This window comes from Mycobacterium bohemicum DSM 44277, from assembly GCF_001053185.1.
GTDB classification, from domain to species: Bacteria; Actinomycetota; Actinomycetes; order Mycobacteriales; family Mycobacteriaceae; genus Mycobacterium; species Mycobacterium bohemicum.
Genome location: NZ_CSTD01000005.1, coordinates 123,718 through 140,926 on the forward strand (window position 1 = coordinate 123,718; position 17,209 = coordinate 140,926).

General features: G+C 70.0%; 15 protein-coding genes. 6 read left to right on the forward strand and 9 right to left on the reverse strand.

What is annotated here, in order from left to right:
• Positions 1-17 precede the first annotated feature (17 nt).
• From BN971_RS25200 to BN971_RS20505, 7 genes are all read right to left on the reverse strand, one after another.
• On the reverse strand, positions 18-185 hold the full coding sequence (locus BN971_RS25200; RefSeq protein ID WP_169718556.1) for a hypothetical protein: 168 nt from the start codon (positions 183-185) through the stop codon (positions 18-20).
• Between the two features lie 202 nt (positions 186-387).
• Positions 388-690: an STAS domain-containing protein gene (locus BN971_RS20480; RefSeq protein WP_085179727.1), complete on the reverse strand. Its 303-nt coding sequence runs from the start codon at positions 688-690 to the stop codon at positions 388-390.
• A complete protein-coding gene (locus BN971_RS20485; RefSeq protein WP_085179857.1) occupies positions 687-4,847 on the reverse strand; it encodes a SpoIIE family protein phosphatase in 4,161 nt (1,386 codons plus the stop codon). The genes BN971_RS20480 and BN971_RS20485 overlap by 4 nt, the downstream gene beginning before the upstream one ends.
• A 200-nt stretch (positions 4,848-5,047) precedes the next feature.
• Positions 5,048-5,908 (reverse strand): LLM class F420-dependent oxidoreductase, encoded by an 861-nt coding sequence (locus BN971_RS20490; protein ID WP_085179726.1) that lies wholly within the window; start codon positions 5,906-5,908, stop codon positions 5,048-5,050.
• 16 nt (positions 5,909-5,924) lie between these two features.
• Entirely contained in the window at positions 5,925-6,359 is a 435-nt protein-coding gene (locus BN971_RS20495; protein WP_085179725.1) for a MarR family winged helix-turn-helix transcriptional regulator, read from the reverse strand.
• A gap of 88 nt (positions 6,360-6,447) precedes the next feature.
• Positions 6,448-7,473 carry an NAD-dependent epimerase/dehydratase family protein gene (locus BN971_RS20500; protein ID WP_085179724.1) on the reverse strand — a complete coding sequence of 342 codons (1,026 nt, stop codon included), beginning with the start codon at positions 7,471-7,473 and terminating at the stop codon, positions 6,448-6,450.
• Between the two features lie 63 nt (positions 7,474-7,536).
• Entirely contained in the window at positions 7,537-8,394 is an 858-nt protein-coding gene (locus BN971_RS20505; protein ID WP_085179723.1) for an LLM class F420-dependent oxidoreductase, read from the reverse strand.
• Positions 8,395-8,595: 201 nt separating this feature from the next.
• On the opposite strand from BN971_RS20505, the gene BN971_RS20510 reads away from it, so the two are divergent.
• The 5 genes from BN971_RS20510 to BN971_RS20530 all read left to right on the forward strand — a co-directional run bounded on the left by BN971_RS20510 (position 8,596) and on the right by BN971_RS20530 (position 12,435).
• A complete protein-coding gene (locus BN971_RS20510; RefSeq protein ID WP_085179856.1) occupies positions 8,596-9,537 on the forward strand; it encodes a metal-dependent hydrolase in 942 nt (313 codons plus the stop codon).
• Positions 9,537-9,725 (forward strand): ferredoxin, encoded by a 189-nt coding sequence (locus tag BN971_RS20515; RefSeq protein WP_085179722.1) that lies wholly within the window; start codon positions 9,537-9,539, stop codon positions 9,723-9,725. Before BN971_RS20510 ends, BN971_RS20515 begins: the two co-directional genes overlap by 1 nt.
• A 5-nt stretch (positions 9,726-9,730) precedes the next feature.
• Positions 9,731-10,936 carry an NAD(P)/FAD-dependent oxidoreductase gene (locus BN971_RS20520; RefSeq protein ID WP_085179721.1) on the forward strand — a complete coding sequence of 402 codons (1,206 nt, stop codon included), beginning with the start codon at positions 9,731-9,733 and terminating at the stop codon, positions 10,934-10,936.
• 121 nt (positions 10,937-11,057) lie between these two features.
• A complete protein-coding gene (locus BN971_RS20525; protein ID WP_085179720.1) occupies positions 11,058-11,879 on the forward strand; it encodes a formate/nitrite transporter family protein in 822 nt (273 codons plus the stop codon).
• A 130-nt stretch (positions 11,880-12,009) separates the two neighbouring features.
• Complete coding sequence (locus tag BN971_RS20530; protein ID WP_372512090.1) at positions 12,010-12,435, forward strand: ATP-binding protein; 426 nt, start codon at positions 12,010-12,012, stop codon at positions 12,433-12,435.
• A gap of 78 nt (positions 12,436-12,513) precedes the next feature.
• On the opposite strand, the gene BN971_RS20535 is transcribed toward BN971_RS20530, so the two are convergent.
• Both BN971_RS20535 and malQ read right to left on the reverse strand, forming a co-directional pair.
• Entirely contained in the window at positions 12,514-13,872 is a 1,359-nt protein-coding gene (locus BN971_RS20535; RefSeq protein WP_090350566.1) for a WS/DGAT/MGAT family O-acyltransferase, read from the reverse strand.
• Positions 13,873-13,986: 114 nt separating this feature from the next.
• The gene (gene malQ, locus BN971_RS20540) at positions 13,987-15,993 is read right to left on the reverse strand and encodes a 4-alpha-glucanotransferase (protein ID WP_085179717.1); all 2,007 of its coding nucleotides are present in this window, start codon (positions 15,991-15,993) and stop codon (positions 13,987-13,989) included.
• Positions 15,994-16,310: 317 nt separating this feature from the next.
• Here malQ and BN971_RS20545 point away from each other — a divergent pair, with 317 nt between their 5' ends.
• The gene (locus BN971_RS20545; RefSeq protein ID WP_085179716.1) at positions 16,311-17,195 is read left to right on the forward strand and encodes a cyclopropane mycolic acid synthase family methyltransferase; all 885 of its coding nucleotides are present in this window, start codon (positions 16,311-16,313) and stop codon (positions 17,193-17,195) included.
• Positions 17,196-17,209: the final 14 nt, after the last annotated feature.

Consider the following 17,209-nt stretch of genomic DNA (forward strand, 5'->3'; position numbering starts at 1 on the left):
AAGTCGCCCGTGCGCAGCTACCGTCGGCTTTCGTCGGCGACGTCGTGCCGCGATTGGTGCAGACCCGGCGCGTCCGGATCACCATCGCGGTGCTCGAGTTGCTCCTGCAGGCGACGTTGCTCCTCGGTCGCCTCCCGGGCGTCCTTCGGCGTTGGCGCCGGGTCCAAGTTGTTTTGCTGATCCACGAGGGTTCCTCCGAGCCTTGGGGTTTTGATCAGGATCGCCCGGATGGCCCGGTTCAAAACCCCGCGGCGGCGGGGAAAGCAGGAGGGACGGTGCCGGCTTCGCGCCTCTCGGCAGGTGGTCGCTCGAAGCGACGATTCTTCAGGTGGTACCCGGGGGAATGTCCGGCACCGTCGCCCCCCACCAACGGCCGGCGCCGCGCGGTTATTCCGGCGCGGGACGCACGGCCACCACGTCGGTCAGTCCGCTGACCGTGAGGAGCGGCATCAACATCTCGTTCGCGATGATCTCGATTTGACCGACGTGGTCGAAGAGCGCATTGATCGCCGCGCTGTCCAGGTACTCCACCGCGCCGAAGTCGACGACCACGGTCCCGCCCCCGGTCACGGCATCGCGCAGTGCGTCAGTGAAGGTGGCGATGTTGCTGAGGTCGAGTTCGCCCCGCACGATCAACGCGTCCCCACCCTCACCGCGGCGCTCCCGGGTGACGCTCAGTGGGGTGGTCATCCGGTGATCCTCGCCCGCAGCTCCACGGTGGTGCCCGCAGCGCCCGGCGCGACGGTGACGCCATTCATGAGGCCGCGCATCAGGGTGAAGCCACGCCCGCGATGATTTCCGGGAGCCGGTTGGGGCGCCTTCCAGCTGCCGGTGTCGGTGATTGTGATGTGCACGTCGTCGGCCATCACGCTCGCGCGGAGGCCGATGTTGCCCGACGTGTGGCGGTGGCCGTGTTCGATGGCATTGGCGACCGCCTCGCCGGCGGCCACCAGGATGCTGAGGGTCTGATCGGCATTGACTCCGGCGCGCGCAAGCCAGCCGCGCAGCGCGGCGCGGGTCGGGCCGAGCTGGTTGACCTCGGCGGGAAAGGACATCTCCAGCGGCGGGGGCTGCCGGTAGAGCAAGACGGCGACGTCGTCCTGGTAGCCGCCGCGCGGCGCGAGGTTCGTCATCAGCTCGCTCGCCAGGTAGTCCAGCGTGGTGTCGCCACAACCGCGCACGATGTCGGCGGCGCGCGCGATGCCGATGTCGAGCGCGACGCGGCGCCGCTCGACGAGACCGTCCGTGTAGAGCAGCAGGGTCGCCCGCGCCGGCAAGCTGAGCCGCGCTTCGGGACGATGCCGATCCGACCGCAGGCGCAAACCCAGCGGGATGCCGCGTCCGTCGTCGAGCAGCTGGACCGTGCGGTCGCAATGAACGAGTACGGCAGGCGGGTGACCGGCGCTGGAATACACCAACTCCCCGGTCTCGCCGTCGAGCACCGCGCAGAACGCGGTGGTGCACCGGGCACCGGGCAGCTGCGCGGCGAATCGGTCGAGCCCCTCGAGTGCCGAACCCGGGCTGGGATTCTCCAGCAGCAGCGCGCGGCAGGCGCTGCGCAGCTGCCCCATCACCGTCGCCGCCGCCAGCCCGTGCCCGACGCAGTCCCCGACGATCAGCGCCACGCGACCGTCTTCCAGCTCGACCGCGTCGTACCAATCTCCCCCGACCTGTAGGGGACGCGCGGCGGGCTGGTACCGCACCGCGAATCCGGCGGGCAAGACCGAGGGGCCGAGCATGGCGTGCTGCAGCGCCAGGGCGGTCTCGCGTTGCTGGTCGATCTGGTGGACCCGCTGCAGGCCCTGCCCCAGCCGACCGGCCAGAACCGTCAGCAGCGTCTGGTCGTCTGCGCTGAACGGGCGTCGTTCGGCGAGTTCGACCCAGATCACCAGCACGCCCAGCGGATGCTGCAGGGCGATGCCGGCCGCCCCGTGTTCGGTGGTGTCGGCGGTCAGCATCTGACCGTCGCGCAACGAGCAGATCGTGTCCTGGGTCGCGGCCGGCAAGTCGGCCCACAGTGCGGGCCCGCCATCCGACACCAGACTGGGTGGTCCCCAGCCGGAGTGCGGGGTGCCCGACTGGCCGGCCCGAAGGGGAAACGTGAGGGCGACGACACGGTGCGCCCGCCAGAGCCGGCGCAGGCCCCGGACGGCGGCGTGGACCGCGTCGTCGACCGTATCCGCTTGCGCCAGTTGCTCATTGAGGTCGGCCAGCGCACTCTGGCGTTGCACGGCGTAGTGCTCGGTGGTGACGTCGTCGAATGTTCCGACCACCACCCGCCTGCCGGTGTCGGGGTCGCGGGCGTGGTTGACGGCCGTCCGGATCCATATCCGATGCCCGTCGCGGTGGACGGCGGGCACGACGTAGGTGCCGCTGGTCTCGCCGCGGAGCGCCCTGGAGACGTCGGCGAGTTGTACGTACGAGTCGTGGTCGTTGTCCGCATCGGGCCACCACGGGTGCGGGGCCTGGTACGGCAGGCCGCCTTGGCCATAGCCCAGGATCTGGGTGAACGCGGCGTTGATCTCGGTAACGGCGCCGCGGTCGTCGCACACGAAGAACGCTTCCTGGGTGGATTCGATCAACGCGCTGCGCCAGCGGGCCTGGTGGTTGCGCAGCCGCGCCAATTCGATGTTCGCGCGCACGCGGGCCAGCAGTTCGGCGGCGACGAACGGCTTGACGAGGTAGTCGTCGGCGCCGGCACGCAATCCTTCGATGGAGGCTTCCTGCCCGGCGTGGGCGGACACCAGCACGACCGGTACGGCGGCGGTGCGCGCATCCGCACGCAACTCCTTGACCAGCGTCATCCCGTCCAGCCGGGGCATCATCACGTCGCTGATGACCAGATCCGGCGCTTTGGCGCGCACGGCCGCCAAGGCCTGCACGCCGTCGCTGACCGACTCGACGAGGTAACCCGCGGCCCCGAGCAAACGTGCCAGATACTCGCGCATGTCGATGTTGTCGTCGGCGATCAGCACCCGCGGCGGTGGCCCGGCGCTCCACGCCTGGCCGAAGGCGCCGACCGGAGCTAGGCCCACGTCCGCGTCCGGCGACGCCACGGTGGCCGCGTCGGTGGCCACCCACCGCAGGGCCTCCTGCACGTACGGCTCGGCGATACCCGAACCGCCGCGAGAACTCTCGGTGGGCGAGACGGCATCGGGCGGCAGGTGCGCGGTGCCCAGAGGCAAGCGGATCGTGAAAGAGGTGCCCGCGCCGTCGACGCTGTCCACGGTGATGCCGCCGCCGTGCATGCCCACCAGTTCCTTGACCAGAGCCAACCCGATTCCGCTGCCCTCGGCGGAGCGGGCGTAGGGCGTTTCGATGCGGCGAAACCGCTCGAACAACCGCGGCACTTCGGCGGCGGGGACGCCGATGCCGGTGTCGCTGACGGTGACGACGGCATCACCGGCGTCCCGGCGCACCGCGACGGTGATGGAGCCTTCGAACGTGAATTTCAGCGCGTTCGACAGCAGGTTGAGGACGACCTTTTCCCACATGTCGCGGTCCAGGTACACCGGCTCGTCCAGCGGCGGGCAGTCCACGTCGAGGACCAGCCCCGCGCGCTCGACGGCAGACCGGAAGATGCTGGCCAGGTCCGCGGTGACGGCAGCCAGGTCGACGGGCTCGTAATGGGCCTGCATGCGGCCGGCCTGAATGCGCGAAAAGTCGAGCAGCGTGTTGACGAGCTTGATCAGGCGCAGGCCGTTGCGATGGATGACGTCGAGTTCCTCCCGCGTGCCGGCGTCGAAACCGTCGGCCCGCGCCCGCATTTCGGCCACCGGCCCGAGGATCAGCGTCAGCGGTGTGCGCAGTTCGTGGCTGATGTTGGAGAAGAACGTCGTCTTGGCGCGGTCCAGCTCTGCGAGTTCCTCGGCCCGTCGCAACTGGGCCTGGTAGCTGCGCGCACTGCCGATTCCCGCCGCCAGATGCGCGGCGACCAGGTGCAGGAACCCGCGGTAGGCGTCGTCCAGCCTCCGGTAGCGATTCAGCCCGGCCACCAGAATTCCGTAGGGCGCGATGCCTTGCTGGACAAGCGGCACCGCCAGAGCCTGGGTGGGCGGCTCCGGCCAGGCTCCGGTCGGCAGGCCCGCCGCGAGTTCACCGTTGAGCGTCAGCAACGTCGAATCACTGCGCGCCGGTTGTCCGAGGCCGTGAACCGCAGCGTCGGCCAGGTCCGGCAGCGCGACCGCCAACGGATGGTCGCTTTCGATCCCGCTCACGCCACCGAGCCGGGCGTCACCGTCTGGGCCGAACAAATAGATGAGCGCAAACGGCAAATCGCGCTTGTTGAGCCCGAGTTGACGCGTCGCGAAGGCCAGCATCTGGTCCTCGGTGCGCACCGCGGTCGGGTCGGAGCCGAGGTCACGCAGTGTCGCCAGCCGCCGCTCGGCGATCACCTGGTCGGTGTCCTCGCTGACGACGCACAGCATGCCGGCCACCTGCCCGCCGTCATCGCGCAGCGGGCTGTAGGAGAACGTGTGGTAGGACTCCTCGACGTAGCCCGACCGCTCGACGAAGAGCTGCAGCGTCCTGTCCCAGGTCGCCTGGCCTGTGGAGAGCACCTGCTCGATTCGGGGGCCGACGTCGGCCCAGATCTCCGCCCACACCTCGCGGGCGGGGCGCCCGAGCGCCCACGGGTATTTGCGGCCCAGGGTGGCGTGCCGATAGGCGGAGTTACAGAAGAACGTGAGGTCCGGCCCCCACGCCATCCACATGGAAAACCGCGACGACAGAAGGATGTTCACCGCGGTCTGCAGGCTCTGGGGCCACCCGTCCGGCGATCCGAGCGGGGTCGCCGGCCAATCGACGCGGACGAGGGCGGATCGAAGTTCGGCGTCGGCGTCAAACATCGCGGCCGCCGGGGGGTCGGTCGTGTGGTCGGCAGGGGTCTGGGACACGGGCGCGCCGCCGTCACCCGGCTGGCTCATCCAGTCGGGCGCTTGCGCTGCACCGCTATCGGCAGGGCCCCGCATCTCGATCACCGGAGCCTACCGGAGCGCCGCGTCGCCCCGGTGTCCGTCGGGACGGACGCGCGGGCGTGGGGTCGCGGTCAGGCGGCGAGGCGGGGGAGCACCCGATCGCCGAACCGCGTGACCCAGCCGGCGGGGTCGGGGTTGCCGGGCAGCGGCCCGGTGTTGATCAGGTCGATACCCAGCGCGGCGTAACGGTCCAGGGTGCGCAGGTACTGGTCGATGTCGGCGAATGGATCGACGTAATAGGCTGCGGTCAAGCGGATTTCGGAGAAGTCACGGCCGACCGCATCGCAGTGGCGGCGCAGCACGTCGATCTTGTGCGGCAGCTCGTCCAGCGACGACGTGCTGTTCCACACGTCGGCGTATTGGGCGACCAGGCGGAGAGTCTTTCGTTCGCCCGAACCCCCGATGAGGATGGGCGGGCGGCGCAGCGGCTGCGGCCGGCAGATGGTCTCGGCCAAGCGGTAGTGGCTGCCCTCGTAGGGGCCGTCGTCGGCGCTCCACATCTGTAGGCAGATCTGCAGCGTCTCCTCGAGCATCTCGAACCGCTCGCGCAGCGGGGGGTACGGGATGCCCAGCGCGTGGTGCTCGCGGTCGTACCAGGCGGCGCCGATCCCGAACATCGTTCGACCGCCGGCCAGGACGTCCAGCGTCGTCATCGTCTTGGCCAGCACGCCCGGGTATCGGTACGTGACGCCGGTGACGAGCATGGTCAGGGTGATGCGCTCGGTCAGGGCGGCGAGGTATCCCATGGAGGTGTAGCCCTCGAGGAACGGGTCCTCGGCGCGCCCCACCCCCTCCATCTGGAAGAAATGGTCGGCCAGGGAGAACATCTCGGCGCCGGCGTCCTCGGCGGCCCTGGCCGTGGCGGCCAGGGTGGGACCCAGGCGCTCCGCGTCGCCGGGCAGGAAGTCGATGTAGTGAATACCGAATCTCATTGTTTCACCGAGCCTTTCATGCGTCGAGTCGACCGAGCAGCGCCAGGGCCTCGTTGATAACCCGACGCTCACGCTCGGTATAACGGTCTTCCAGCGCCCGCACCAGCCACTCCTCGCGGACCGCGCGATGGCCTTCGGCACGGCGCCGGCCGAGCGCGGTCAGCGTGATCAGCTGGCGGCGGCCGTCATGGGGGTCGGGGGCGCGATCGATCAGGCCGTGCCGGTCGAGCCCCGCCACGGTGGCGGCCATGGACTGCGGGCGGACGCGTTCCGCACCGGCGAGCTCGCTGGTGGAGGCCGCGCCGTTTTTGGCGAGTCGCAGCAGCACCGCCGTCTGCGGGGGAGTGAGGTCATCGCCCGTGGTGATGTCCCGCAGCCTCCTGCGCAACCTGCTGAACACCACGCGCAGGTCCCTGGCGGCCTGGACGGAGGATTCGCTGAAACGCGCCATAAGAACAGCCTAGACTGTGCAGTCTGGCCTGTCGAGTTGGGGATGGCTACGCTGACAATATTTAAGTGCGAACGCATTTGGTGCGGGGCTACTCGCCTTCCGCGGCTCTGTCGACGAAGGTCTGGGCCGCGCGCCGGATGAACTCTTCGGTGGGCGCGGGGTGCCAGCCCAGTTCGCGGGTGGCCTTGGCGTGGCTGGCGGGCGAGGTCAGGGCGATCAGCCGGGCGCTTTGGCGACCGATGGGAAGGTCTCGCCGCAGCAGCGGTCGCGCGGCCTCGCCCAGCGCGGCGAACGCGTAGACCAGCGCCATCGGTATGCCGATCCGCGGGGGCCGCGCGCCGACGGCCTCGGCGGCCAGCGTGAGAAGTTCCCGCTGGGTCATGTAGCGCTCGGAAATGATGTAGCGCTGGCCGATTCGCCCCTTTTGCGCCGCCAGCAGCAGGGCGTCGGCGACGTCGTCGATGCCCACCACCTCGGCGCCGACGCCGCGCACATAGAACGGCAGTTTCCCGAGCGCCGCGAGCCGCACCAGCATTCCCTGCCGCGGCTGCCAGTCCGGGGGCCCGTAGGGGTTGGACACGTTGGTTACCACGGCGGGCAGGCCGTGGTTGGCGGCGTAGGAGAACACCAGGTCCTCGGCCTGACGGCGCGACTCGATGTAGCTGCCGGCCCGGTCCGCCCAGTTGAAAGGCGTTTCCTCGTCCACGGTTTCGCCGTGCTCGCCGATCGCGATCGCGCCGATGGTGCTCAGGAACACGAATCGGTGCAGGTCGGCCTTCGCGGCCACCTCGAGGACGTTGCGCAGACCCTTGACGTTGGTTTCGAACAGCGGTGCGGGATCGCGCAATTCGGCTCGGGTGTCGACGACGCAGTAGTAGACGACGTCGCGATCGGACATGGCGGCGGCGACCTGCGCCGTGTCGAAGATGTCGCCGTAATGCCGGTCGACGGCCAGGCCGTCGATGCCCTTGGTGGAGCTCGATTTTCGCAACAGCACCCGGACGTCGGCGCCACCGGCCACCAGGTGGCGGGTCACGCACGCTCCGACGTTGCCGCTGGCCCCCATCACCAGGGCGCGCTGTCCGGCCACCGCGGGGTCTGCGCCTGCCGCCATCTGAAGACCTCGACTTCTCGCCGTCGGATTTACTGTGATGCCGACAGTAAGAATCGCACGGGGCTAGGCCAGGTCGGCGAGCACCCGTTCGAGCGCGGCGAGATGGTCGTCGACGGTGGCCAGGCCGGCGTTCATGGTGTTCACCGAAACGTGCGTCGCCCCGGCGGCTTTCCAGGCCGCGATGTCCGCGGCCACCTTGTCGCGGTCGCCGGACCAGCTCACGCGCCCCTCCATCCCGAGGCTTTCCGGGTCCCGCCCCGCCGCCGTCGCCGCGCGTCGCACCTGCTCGAGGGCGTGATCGAGCCGCGGCCCCGGGCCCACCATGGGGAACCAGCCGTCGCCCAGCCGTCCGGCGCGCTCGTAGGCGCGGTCGGAGGCCGCGCCGAACCACACCGGGATCGGGCGTTGCACGGGCAGCGGGGCCAGGCCCGCCGCGGTGATCGTGTGGTGCCGCCCGTTGAACGTGACCGAGGGCTCCGTCCACAGCCTGCGCATCACCTCCACCTGCTCCTCCGAGCGCCTGCCGCGGTTGGTGAACGTCTCGCCGAGGGCCTCGTACTCGACGGCGTTCCAACCCAGGCCGACGCCAAGCCGGAACCGGCCGCCGGTGAGCAGATCGACCTCGGCGGCCTGCTTGGCGACCAGGACCGACTGCCGCTGCGGCAGGATGATGACGCCGGTGACCAGTTCCAGCGACGTGACGGCGGCCAGGTAGCCGAACATGACGAACGGCTCGTGGAACGTGGAGCCGATGTCGTAGGGGCCGTCCCAGCCTCGGTGCACCTTCGGATCGGCGCCCACGACGTGGTCATAGGCCAGGATGTGGGTGAACCCCAGCTCCTCGACCCGTTGCCCGTACGCGCGGACGACGGCGGGATCCCCGCCGAGTTCGGTCTGTGGGAAGACGACACCAATGCGCATCCACCGTTCAACCCCGCCACGCCGCGATTGCTTCCAGAGCCGCGGAAATCGCCGCCGGTATGTATAGCGGCCAGACGGGCCGGGTATCCGGCCGGTTGGATGGTCGCCGCGCGGGCTGTTCGGAATTCCGCGGCGGTCGACCGGTTCCTCGAGGCGATGGGGAGGACCGGCCCTCGGTCGGTCGACCGGAAGGAGCGTGCCGTGCCGGAGGTAGAACTTCATCACGACGGACACCCGCAGTACCGGCGGATGGTCCGTTTCGACTGGTCGAAGACGCCGCTGCACTGGGTGCCCGACGACCCGTTCTCGACGCACATGATCAATGTCTTGCACCTGCTGCTGCCCGAGGGCGAGCGGCACTTCATCAAAGCCGTGCTCGAGGCGTCGTCGATGGTCGACGATCCCGAGCTCGAGGCGTCCATCAAACCGTTCATCCAGCAGGAGTCCTGGCACGCCTGGGCGCACCAGGTGGTACTGGACCGCCTCGCCGAGCAGGGGATCGACACCAGGCCGTACACCGATCGGCTCGGGCGAGTGTTGTCGATGACGCTGGGTGATCCCCCCCGGTGGTTTCCTCCGGCCATGAAGCGGTGGTGGCTGTACCGGCGCCTTGCCGATGTCGCCGCGCTGGAGCACTTCACGGCGATGCTGGGCCAGTGGGTGCTGACCAACCGGGGCCTGGACTACGCACGGGCCGACCCCATGATGCTCGACCTGCTGCGCTGGCACGGCGCCGAGGAGGTCGAGCACCGCGCACTGGTGTTCGACGTCTACCAGCATGTCTGCGGGAGCTACCTGATCAGGGCGTTCTCGATGTTGTTCACGGCGCCGCTGTTCATCGGCTGGTGGGTCGCGGGAGCCCGCTACTTGATGGCCCAGGACCCGACCATCGATCGCAAATGGCGCTGGCGGGACTGGCTGTGGGCCGCCCGCGAGTATCGGTTGCCGGGCCCGTGGAAGCTGCTCGTGACGACGCCTCTCCGGTATATGCGGCCCCGCCACCACCCGAACGACGAGGGGTCCACGCAGATGGCTGTTGACTACCTGGAGTATTCGCCGGCGGCCAGGGACGCCCGCGAGCGCGCGCTGTCGCAGCGGACGTCGGGCGGGCCCAACCTGTCGCCCGAGCGGGCGGGCGCGTGATGAAGGTTTGGGTCGACCTGGACACCTGCGACGGCAACGGCGTGTGCATGAGCATCTGCCACGAGGTGTTCGATGTGCGGGAAGACGGACTGCACGTGCTCCAGAGGGAGCCGTCGGCCGAGCTCCGCGACAAGTTGAGGGGCGCCGAGGTGTCCTGTCCCACCCGGGCGATCACGGTGAAGGACTGAAGCCCGTGCCGACGGATCAACTGAGCAAGGTGGTCGTGGTGGGGGCCGGCGTGGCCGGGATGCGGGCCGCCGAAACACTGCGACTGGACGGCTACGACGGCGACCTCACCATCGTCGGCGCCGAACGCCAGGCCCCCTACCACCGGCCCCCGCTGTCGAAGAAGCTGCTCACCGGCGAGGTGCACCGCGCGGGTATCGATATGGCCGCCCAGTTCGACCTCGGCGCGCGCGTGCTGCGTGGCGCCTCGGCGGTCGGAGTGGACATGTCGGAGCGCACCGTCGCGGTGCGCGACGAAAACCGTGATCTGGCTTTGCCTTTCGACGGGCTCGTGATCGCCAGCGGCGCCGTGCCGCGCGCCTGGCCGGGCGGGCCGGTGCCCGAGGGCGTGTTGTTGCTCCGCACGGTCGAGGACTGCCTGGCCATTCGGGAGCGGCTCGGCGCGCGGCCGCGCGTGGTGGTCGTCGGGGGCGGGTTCATCGGAGCCGAGGTGGCCGCGAGTTGCCGATCCCTGGGACTCGACGTCGTGCTGGTCGAGAAGTCCGGGGGGCTGCTGTCGCTGGCGCTGGGCGAGGAGATGGCGCCGTGCTGGGCCGAGCTGCATCGACGCCACGGCGTGGAGCTGCGGGTCGGCGTCGGTGTCGACGCGTTCGTCGGCAACGGGCGCGTGCAGGGGGTGCGGCTCACCGACGGCTCGCAGGTCCCCGCCGATCTGGTCGTCGTCGGGCTGGGTGTCACCCCGGCCACCGACTGGCTGCGGGGTTCGGGCCTGCGCATCGACGACGGAGTCGTGTGCGACGCGACGGGCGCCGCCGAGGGCGTGAAAGGCGTCGTCGCCGCGGGTGACGTCGCCCGCTGGTGGCATCCGCTGTACGAGCGCCACCTCCGCATCGAGCACTGGGACACCGCCGGGCGGCGGGGGGCCGCCGCCGCCCGCACGCTGCTGGCGGGCCCGGATCGGGCCGAGACGTTCGACGACGTGCCGTACTTCTGGTCCGATCAGTACGACGTCAAGGTGCAGATGCTTGGCGTGCCGGCCGACTACGACGCGTTGGAGTTCGTGGAAGGACGGCCCGGGGCGGGCGGCTTCGTCGCCGCCTACGGGCGCGGCGGCCGGACCGTCGCGGTGCTGGGCACGATCGCGGACCGGGTCTACGCGTATCGCGACGCGATCGCCAAGCGCGCCGATTTCCCGCCCCGCCGCCCGGATTAGCGGCGACGCGGTATCGGCCGGCGGCTGTGGGGTCCGCCACAAACGCGGGGGACCGGGCGCCGGAAGCGGGTATCCACTCGGCTGCACCCGGAACGGGTAGCGACGCCGGCGTGAGGAACCCATGAGTCAAGCGATCCAGCGGCAGCTGGGAGAGTACGACAGTCCCATCGAGGACGAACTGGAGAACGCCTTCACCAGGATGCTGAGCGAAGGCACCCAGCGGATGCACCGCACCTGGCGGGGTGTGCTGGTCACCGGCTTTTTCGGTGGTACCGAGGTGGCGCTGGGTGTGCTCGCCTACCTGTCGGTGCTGGAGGCCACCCACCAGCCGCTGCTGGCGGGTCTGGCGTTTTCGATCGGATTCCTGGCGCTCCTGCTGGGCCGCAGCGAACTGTTCACCGAGGGATTCCTGGTACCGGTCGTCACCGTGGCGGCCAAGCGCGCCAGCCTGGCGCAACTGTTCAAGTTGTGGGGCGGCACGATGCTCGCCAACCTGGTCGGCGGCTGGGTCATCATGTGGCTGATCATGGCGGGCTTTCCCGAACTGCACGCACAAACCATCGAGTCCGGCGTTCACTTCGCGACCGCGCCCCTGTCGGCGCGGACGCTGGCGCTGGCGGTGCTCGGCGGCATGGTGATCACCCTGATGACCCGAATGCAGCACGGCACCGACTCGGTGCCCGCGAAGATCGCCGCCGCGATCGCGGGCGCCTTCCTGCTCGCCGGGACGCGCCTGTTCCACTCGATCCTCGACTCGCTGCTGATCTTCGGCGCCCTCGCCACGGGCAAGGCGCCGTTCGGCTATTGGGACTGGCTGGGCTGGTTCGGCTACACGGTGGTCGGCAACGTCGCGGGTGGTCTCGGCTTCGTGACCTTGCTCAGGTTGCTGCGCAGCAAGGACCGACTGCAGGAGGAGCGGGCCGACGCGGAGGCGTCGTCGTGAAAACGATTGGAAATCAAGATCTCAGCGCGCAACGAGTACTTATCCGAAGCGAGACGCGAACCACGTTATGGGCCGAAGCCCAATTGGGTATCCGTTGCACATGAGTTCCCCGTCAATGACCGCGATCCCGGTGCAACTGGTGCTTGCCGGTGCCGCCGACGCCGTGACCGCGGCCAAGCTTCGCCATGTCTTGCGCGAGTGGCTGAACGAACTCACGTGGATGAGCGCGGAAGTCTGCCAGGACGTAGTGCTGGGCGTCAACGAAGCGCTGGCCAACTGCGTCGAGCACGCCTACCGCGCGCGCCACACCGCCGGCACCATGACCCTGCGCGCGAGTTACGACCAAGCGGCACAGAACATTCGGGTGTACGTCAGCGATTCCGGTAGCTGGTACCGGCGGCCGCCGAAGAGGCCTGAGGACCCGCGGGCCTCACGCGGGATCCTGCTCATGCACGCGCTGGCCGACCACTGCACCATCGATGCCCGGCCGAGCGGCACGACGGTCTCTCTGGAGTACATCGCCGACACCCCAAGCGGCTGGAATCGATGGTCGTGACGCATCACCAGCCGCGAGGTGTCGGCTAGACCCAATATCGGCTTCCCGCAACGGCTTATGGGCCCGCCGCCACCGGTGTCACACTCCGACGGCGCGTTCGAGTTCCTTCAGGGACGTCTCGAGGTGGCCCAGTATCCGCTGCAGATGCGGAACGCTGCGCCGGCAGCCGACGAGACCGAAGTCGAGATTGGCGGCGTTGTTGGTCACCGTGATGTTCATGGCCTGCCCGTCGAGGGGGATGGACAGCGGATAGTTTCCGTCCAGCCGCGCACCGCGCCAATACAGGGGTTCGGTGCGGCCGGCCGAGACATTCGAGATCACGATGTTGAACGGCGGCGAGGCCGCCGACAGGTAGCCGGGGATGAGCCCGGCGAACAGCCCGCCGACATTCAGCGCCGACAGCGCAAGCTGCTGGACGGGCGGCAGCTGCCAGAACACCTCTTTGGTGTCGCGGATGGATGTGCTGATGACCTCGAGCCGGCGGGCCGGGTCGCTGAGGTCGGTGGCCAGGTTGCACAGGAAGGTCCCGACCATGTTGCCGCCCCCGTCGTCGTCGTCCTTGCGGAGATTGACCGGCACCATCGCGGTCAGGGAGCTCTCCGGCAGGGCGCCCTGGTCCTGCAGGTAGGCACGCAGGGCCCCCGCCGACATGGCGAGCACCACGTCGTTGACCGTCACCCCGGCCGCCGACTTGACCGCCTTGATGCGGTCCAGGCCCCACGATTGGGCGCCCCCCCGCCGTGCCCCGCCGATCCGAACGTTGAACATGGTGCGCGGCGCGCGGAATGGGAGCGTCAGCTGCTGCTCGAGCAGCGCGGCCCGCGCGAGCTTCAACGTGGACGGCGCCAGCGACAACGCCGAGCCGGCGGTGCGCCCGGCCCGTTCGAGAAGCGACGGGCGGCCGCCTCGATCGCCGCGCTTGCGGGGACCGATGCTCCACGGAACCCGCACCTCATCGTCGTCGGGGTCGGAGGTGAAGGCGCGTTGCATCAGCCGCAGCGCGGACACGCCGTCCATCAGGGAGTGGTGGAACTTCGTGTACACGGCATACCGGCCGTCCTCCAGCCCCTCGACCAGGTGGGCCTCCCACAGCGGGCGGTGACGGTCGAGCAGGCTCCCGTGCAACCGGGACGCCAGCTCCAGAAGGTCGCGCACCCGTCCGGGCTCGGGGAGCGCGGAGCGGCGCAGGTGGTAGTCGAGTTCGACGTCGTTGTCGAACGACCAGGCGACGTTGGTGAAGCCGCCCAGGAAGGCCGGGTGCTTGCGGAAGGTCGGTTGCACCTCGGCGCACTCCAGCATGGCCTGATACGACTCGCGGACGAAGTGCGGGCCGGCGTCCTCCGGCGGCTCGAACAGCTGCAGCGAGCCCACGTGCATCGGATGCTCGCGAGACTCGCCGATCAGGAAGATCGCGTCCGTCGGCGATATCGGTTTCATGGCCCTCACCCCGTTTTCCCGGCTGCGCCGCCCGCCCGGCACACGCTCTACCTCCCTGTAGCCGAACGAGACGCCGGCCACACTCAAACGGGCGCCCGAGTTCCGCGCGGGGTGCTAGCGGCCGCGGGGCGCCGACACCCTGCGAAAGACGTCGGTGATCTCGGCGACCCGCGGGTCGTCCCGCAGCTGCTCGAGGGTCTCCGGCAGCGGGAGCCGCCAGTTCGGATACTCGTCGATGGTGCCCGGCAGGTTGGGTTGGCGCGGTTCGGCGATCACGTCATAGGGCGAGATCAGCTTCAACCGGCTCGGGGTCGCCGCGAGCAACCGGTGCATCGCGACGATGATCTGGGCATCGTCCGGCTCTGGCGGTTCGTCAGGAAGTAACCCTTCGGAACGCAGCAGCGCCAGCCACTCGGCCCGTTCCCGCTCCGCCTTGGTCCGCTCGGCCGGGACGTCGACGAGCAGGCCGAGGTCGGCGCGCGCCCGCACGTGTTCGCCGCGCAGGAACCCCGCGGCGGTGGGCAGGTCGTGGGTGGAGAGGCTGGCGGCGGCCCGCGACGGCCACTGCGCCGGCGGGAGCAGGGGCTCTGAAGGCGCGGACTCGTCGCGGGTGAACCAGGACACGGCGCACCCCAGCATCCCATTGGCGGACAGGGCCTGGGTGACCTCCGGTTCGACGGTGCCCAGGTCTTCGCCGACCACCGTCGCCCCCGCGCGATGCGCTTCCAGCGCCAGCACGGCCAGCATCACGTCGGCGTCGTAGTGCACGTAGGTGCCGCGGTCGGGGCCGTCGCCGGGCGGGATCCACCACAGCCGCCACAGCCCGGCGACGTGGTCGATCCGCAGACCGTCGGCGTAGGTCAGCACGGCGCGCAGCATGTCCCGCAGCGCGGAGTAGCCGGTGGCCGCCAGTCGGTCCGGTCGCCACGGCGGAAGCCCCCAGTCCTGTCCCCGCGGGGTGAAGTTGTCGGGCGGAGCCCCGACGCTCACCCCGCCGGCGAGCACCTCGGCCAGCGCCCAGGCGTCCGCGCCCTCCGCGTCGACCCCGACCGGCAGGTCGTGCAACACCCCGAGCGCCATGCCGGCGTCGCGGGCTGCCTGCCGCACCGCGACCAACTGCTCGGTGCACCGCTGCTGCACCCAGGCGTGGAACGCCACCCGCGGCGCCAGGTCGCGGCGCGCGGACGCCACGGCCGCCCCGGATACGTCGCGCAGGGCGTCGGGCCAGCGCGACCAACGGCCGCCGTGCCGCTCGGCCAGCGCGCAGTAGGTGGCCCAGTCGCGCAGCCCCGCGAGGGCGGGCGACTCGTCGAGCGGAGAGGGCCGACCCTCGGCTCGCCACAGCAACTCCAGCGCGTCGCGTTTGGCCGCCCAGACGAGGTCGTGGTCGATGCGCTCGGTGTCCGCCGACACCCGCAGGGCATCGACTTCCGCGCGGGTGTCGGGGTCTGCCCCGCGGTAGGCGTCGAGGTCTTCGACGCGCAGCGCCAGCGGGTTGGCGAACCGCCGGCTGGACGGCGTGTAGGGCGAGGGCTGCACCGGGTGCGTCGGCCCGGGCGCGCTCAGCGGGTTCAGCAACACCGCCCCGGCGCCGTGCTCGGCGGCGGTCCAGTCCATGAACTCGCGCAGGTCACCCAGGTCACCGATGCCCCACGAGCGCGACGAGCGCAGCGCATACAGCTGCAGCATCCAACCCCAGGTGGCCGGCGCGGCCGGGACGTGCTGCGGCGCCGCCACCAGGGTGGCCTCCTGACCGTCGCGGGTGTGCAGCCGATACCAGCCGGGCGGGAGGTCGCCGGGCAGCTCGTCGCGCACCTCGAACCGGTCGCCGTGCTCGCCGACCAGTAGCGCGGCTCCGGGCAGCGGGTGGGGGCGGCCGTCCAGCCGCGCCGCGATGGAGGGGGCCAGCACACCGGCGCGGTTGCGCTGCTGGAGCCTGGCCAGCTCGCGGCTCCGATCGGCCTCGGTGCGGGCCTCGACGTCGAGCAGCCCGAGGACCCGGATCACGACGTCGGCGTCGACCTCGACGGGTTCGCGGCGCTCGTTGCGGTAGGAGGTCGCCACCCCGTGCGCGGCCGCCAACCGCCGCAGATCTTCCGGGATCGACTGCTGCTTCGCCACTACCGGGCCCCCGCGGCGGCGCCGGAACAGCGCTCAGGTGTAGGCATTGGGTGTCTATACCCCGGTGCGGGTTTCTCACACCGCGCCGGCGCCGCGGCGGCCGGCGACACACCGGGGTATTGCGCTTGGTCCCAACAAATTCCGCGGACGTGCGGCCCCCCGGGGCCCTTTCGCCGATCCGCGCCGGCCGCGGCGAAGGGTAGCTGGGAGCGTCGCCCGCCGCGGCGCCCGATACACTGGGTGGTTCGGGGGTTCTTCGATCGGCGTGGATCTGACGGCCGCCGAGCCGTAACAACGTCAATGTCAAAGGTCGTGCAGTGCCCGAAAACAGCAGCGAAACCACCGGCTTGGTGCCCCACTTCGACGACGTGCAGGCGCATTACGACCTGTCCGACGAGTTCTTCGCGCTCTTCCTGGACCCGACGCGCACCTACAGCTGCGCCTACTTCGAACGCGACGACATGACGCTCGAGGAGGCCCAACTGGCCAAGGTCGACCTGTCGCTCGGCAAGCTCGGGCTGGAGCCGGGCATGACGTTGCTCGACATCGGGTGCGGGTGGGGGACCACCATCGTCCGGGCGCTCGAGCGCTACGACGTGAACGTGGTCGGGCTGACGCTGAGCCGCAACCAGCAGGCTCACGTGCAGCAACGGCTGGACCAGCATCCCAGCGCGCGCAGCAAGCGCGTGCTGTTGCAGGGGTGGGAGCAGTTCGACGAGAGGGTGGACCGGATCGTGTCGATCGGCGCCTTCGAGCATTTCGGGCGCGACCGCTACGCGGACTTCTTCAAGACGGCCTACCAGGCGCTACCCGCCGACGGCGTGATGTTGCTGCACACCATCATCAAGCCCAGCGATGAGGAGTTCGCCGAGCGCGGGCTCCCGATCACCATGACCAAGCTGCGGTTCATGAAATTCATCATGGACGAGATCTTCCCGGGCGGTGACCTGCCGCAGGCCAAGGGTGTCATCGAGCACGCCCAGAGCGTCGGCTTCGCGGTCGAGCGGGTGCAGCCGCTGCGCCCGCACTACGCCCGCACGCTGGACACCTGGGCCGCCGCGCTCGAGGAGCGCCGCGAGGATGCCGTCCGGATTCAGTCGCAAGAGGTCTACGACCGCTACATGAAGTACCTCACCGGTTGCGCCGACCTCTTCCGCGAGGGCTACACCGACGTCGCGCAGTTCACCTTGACCAAAGCCTGACGCCCACCACCGCG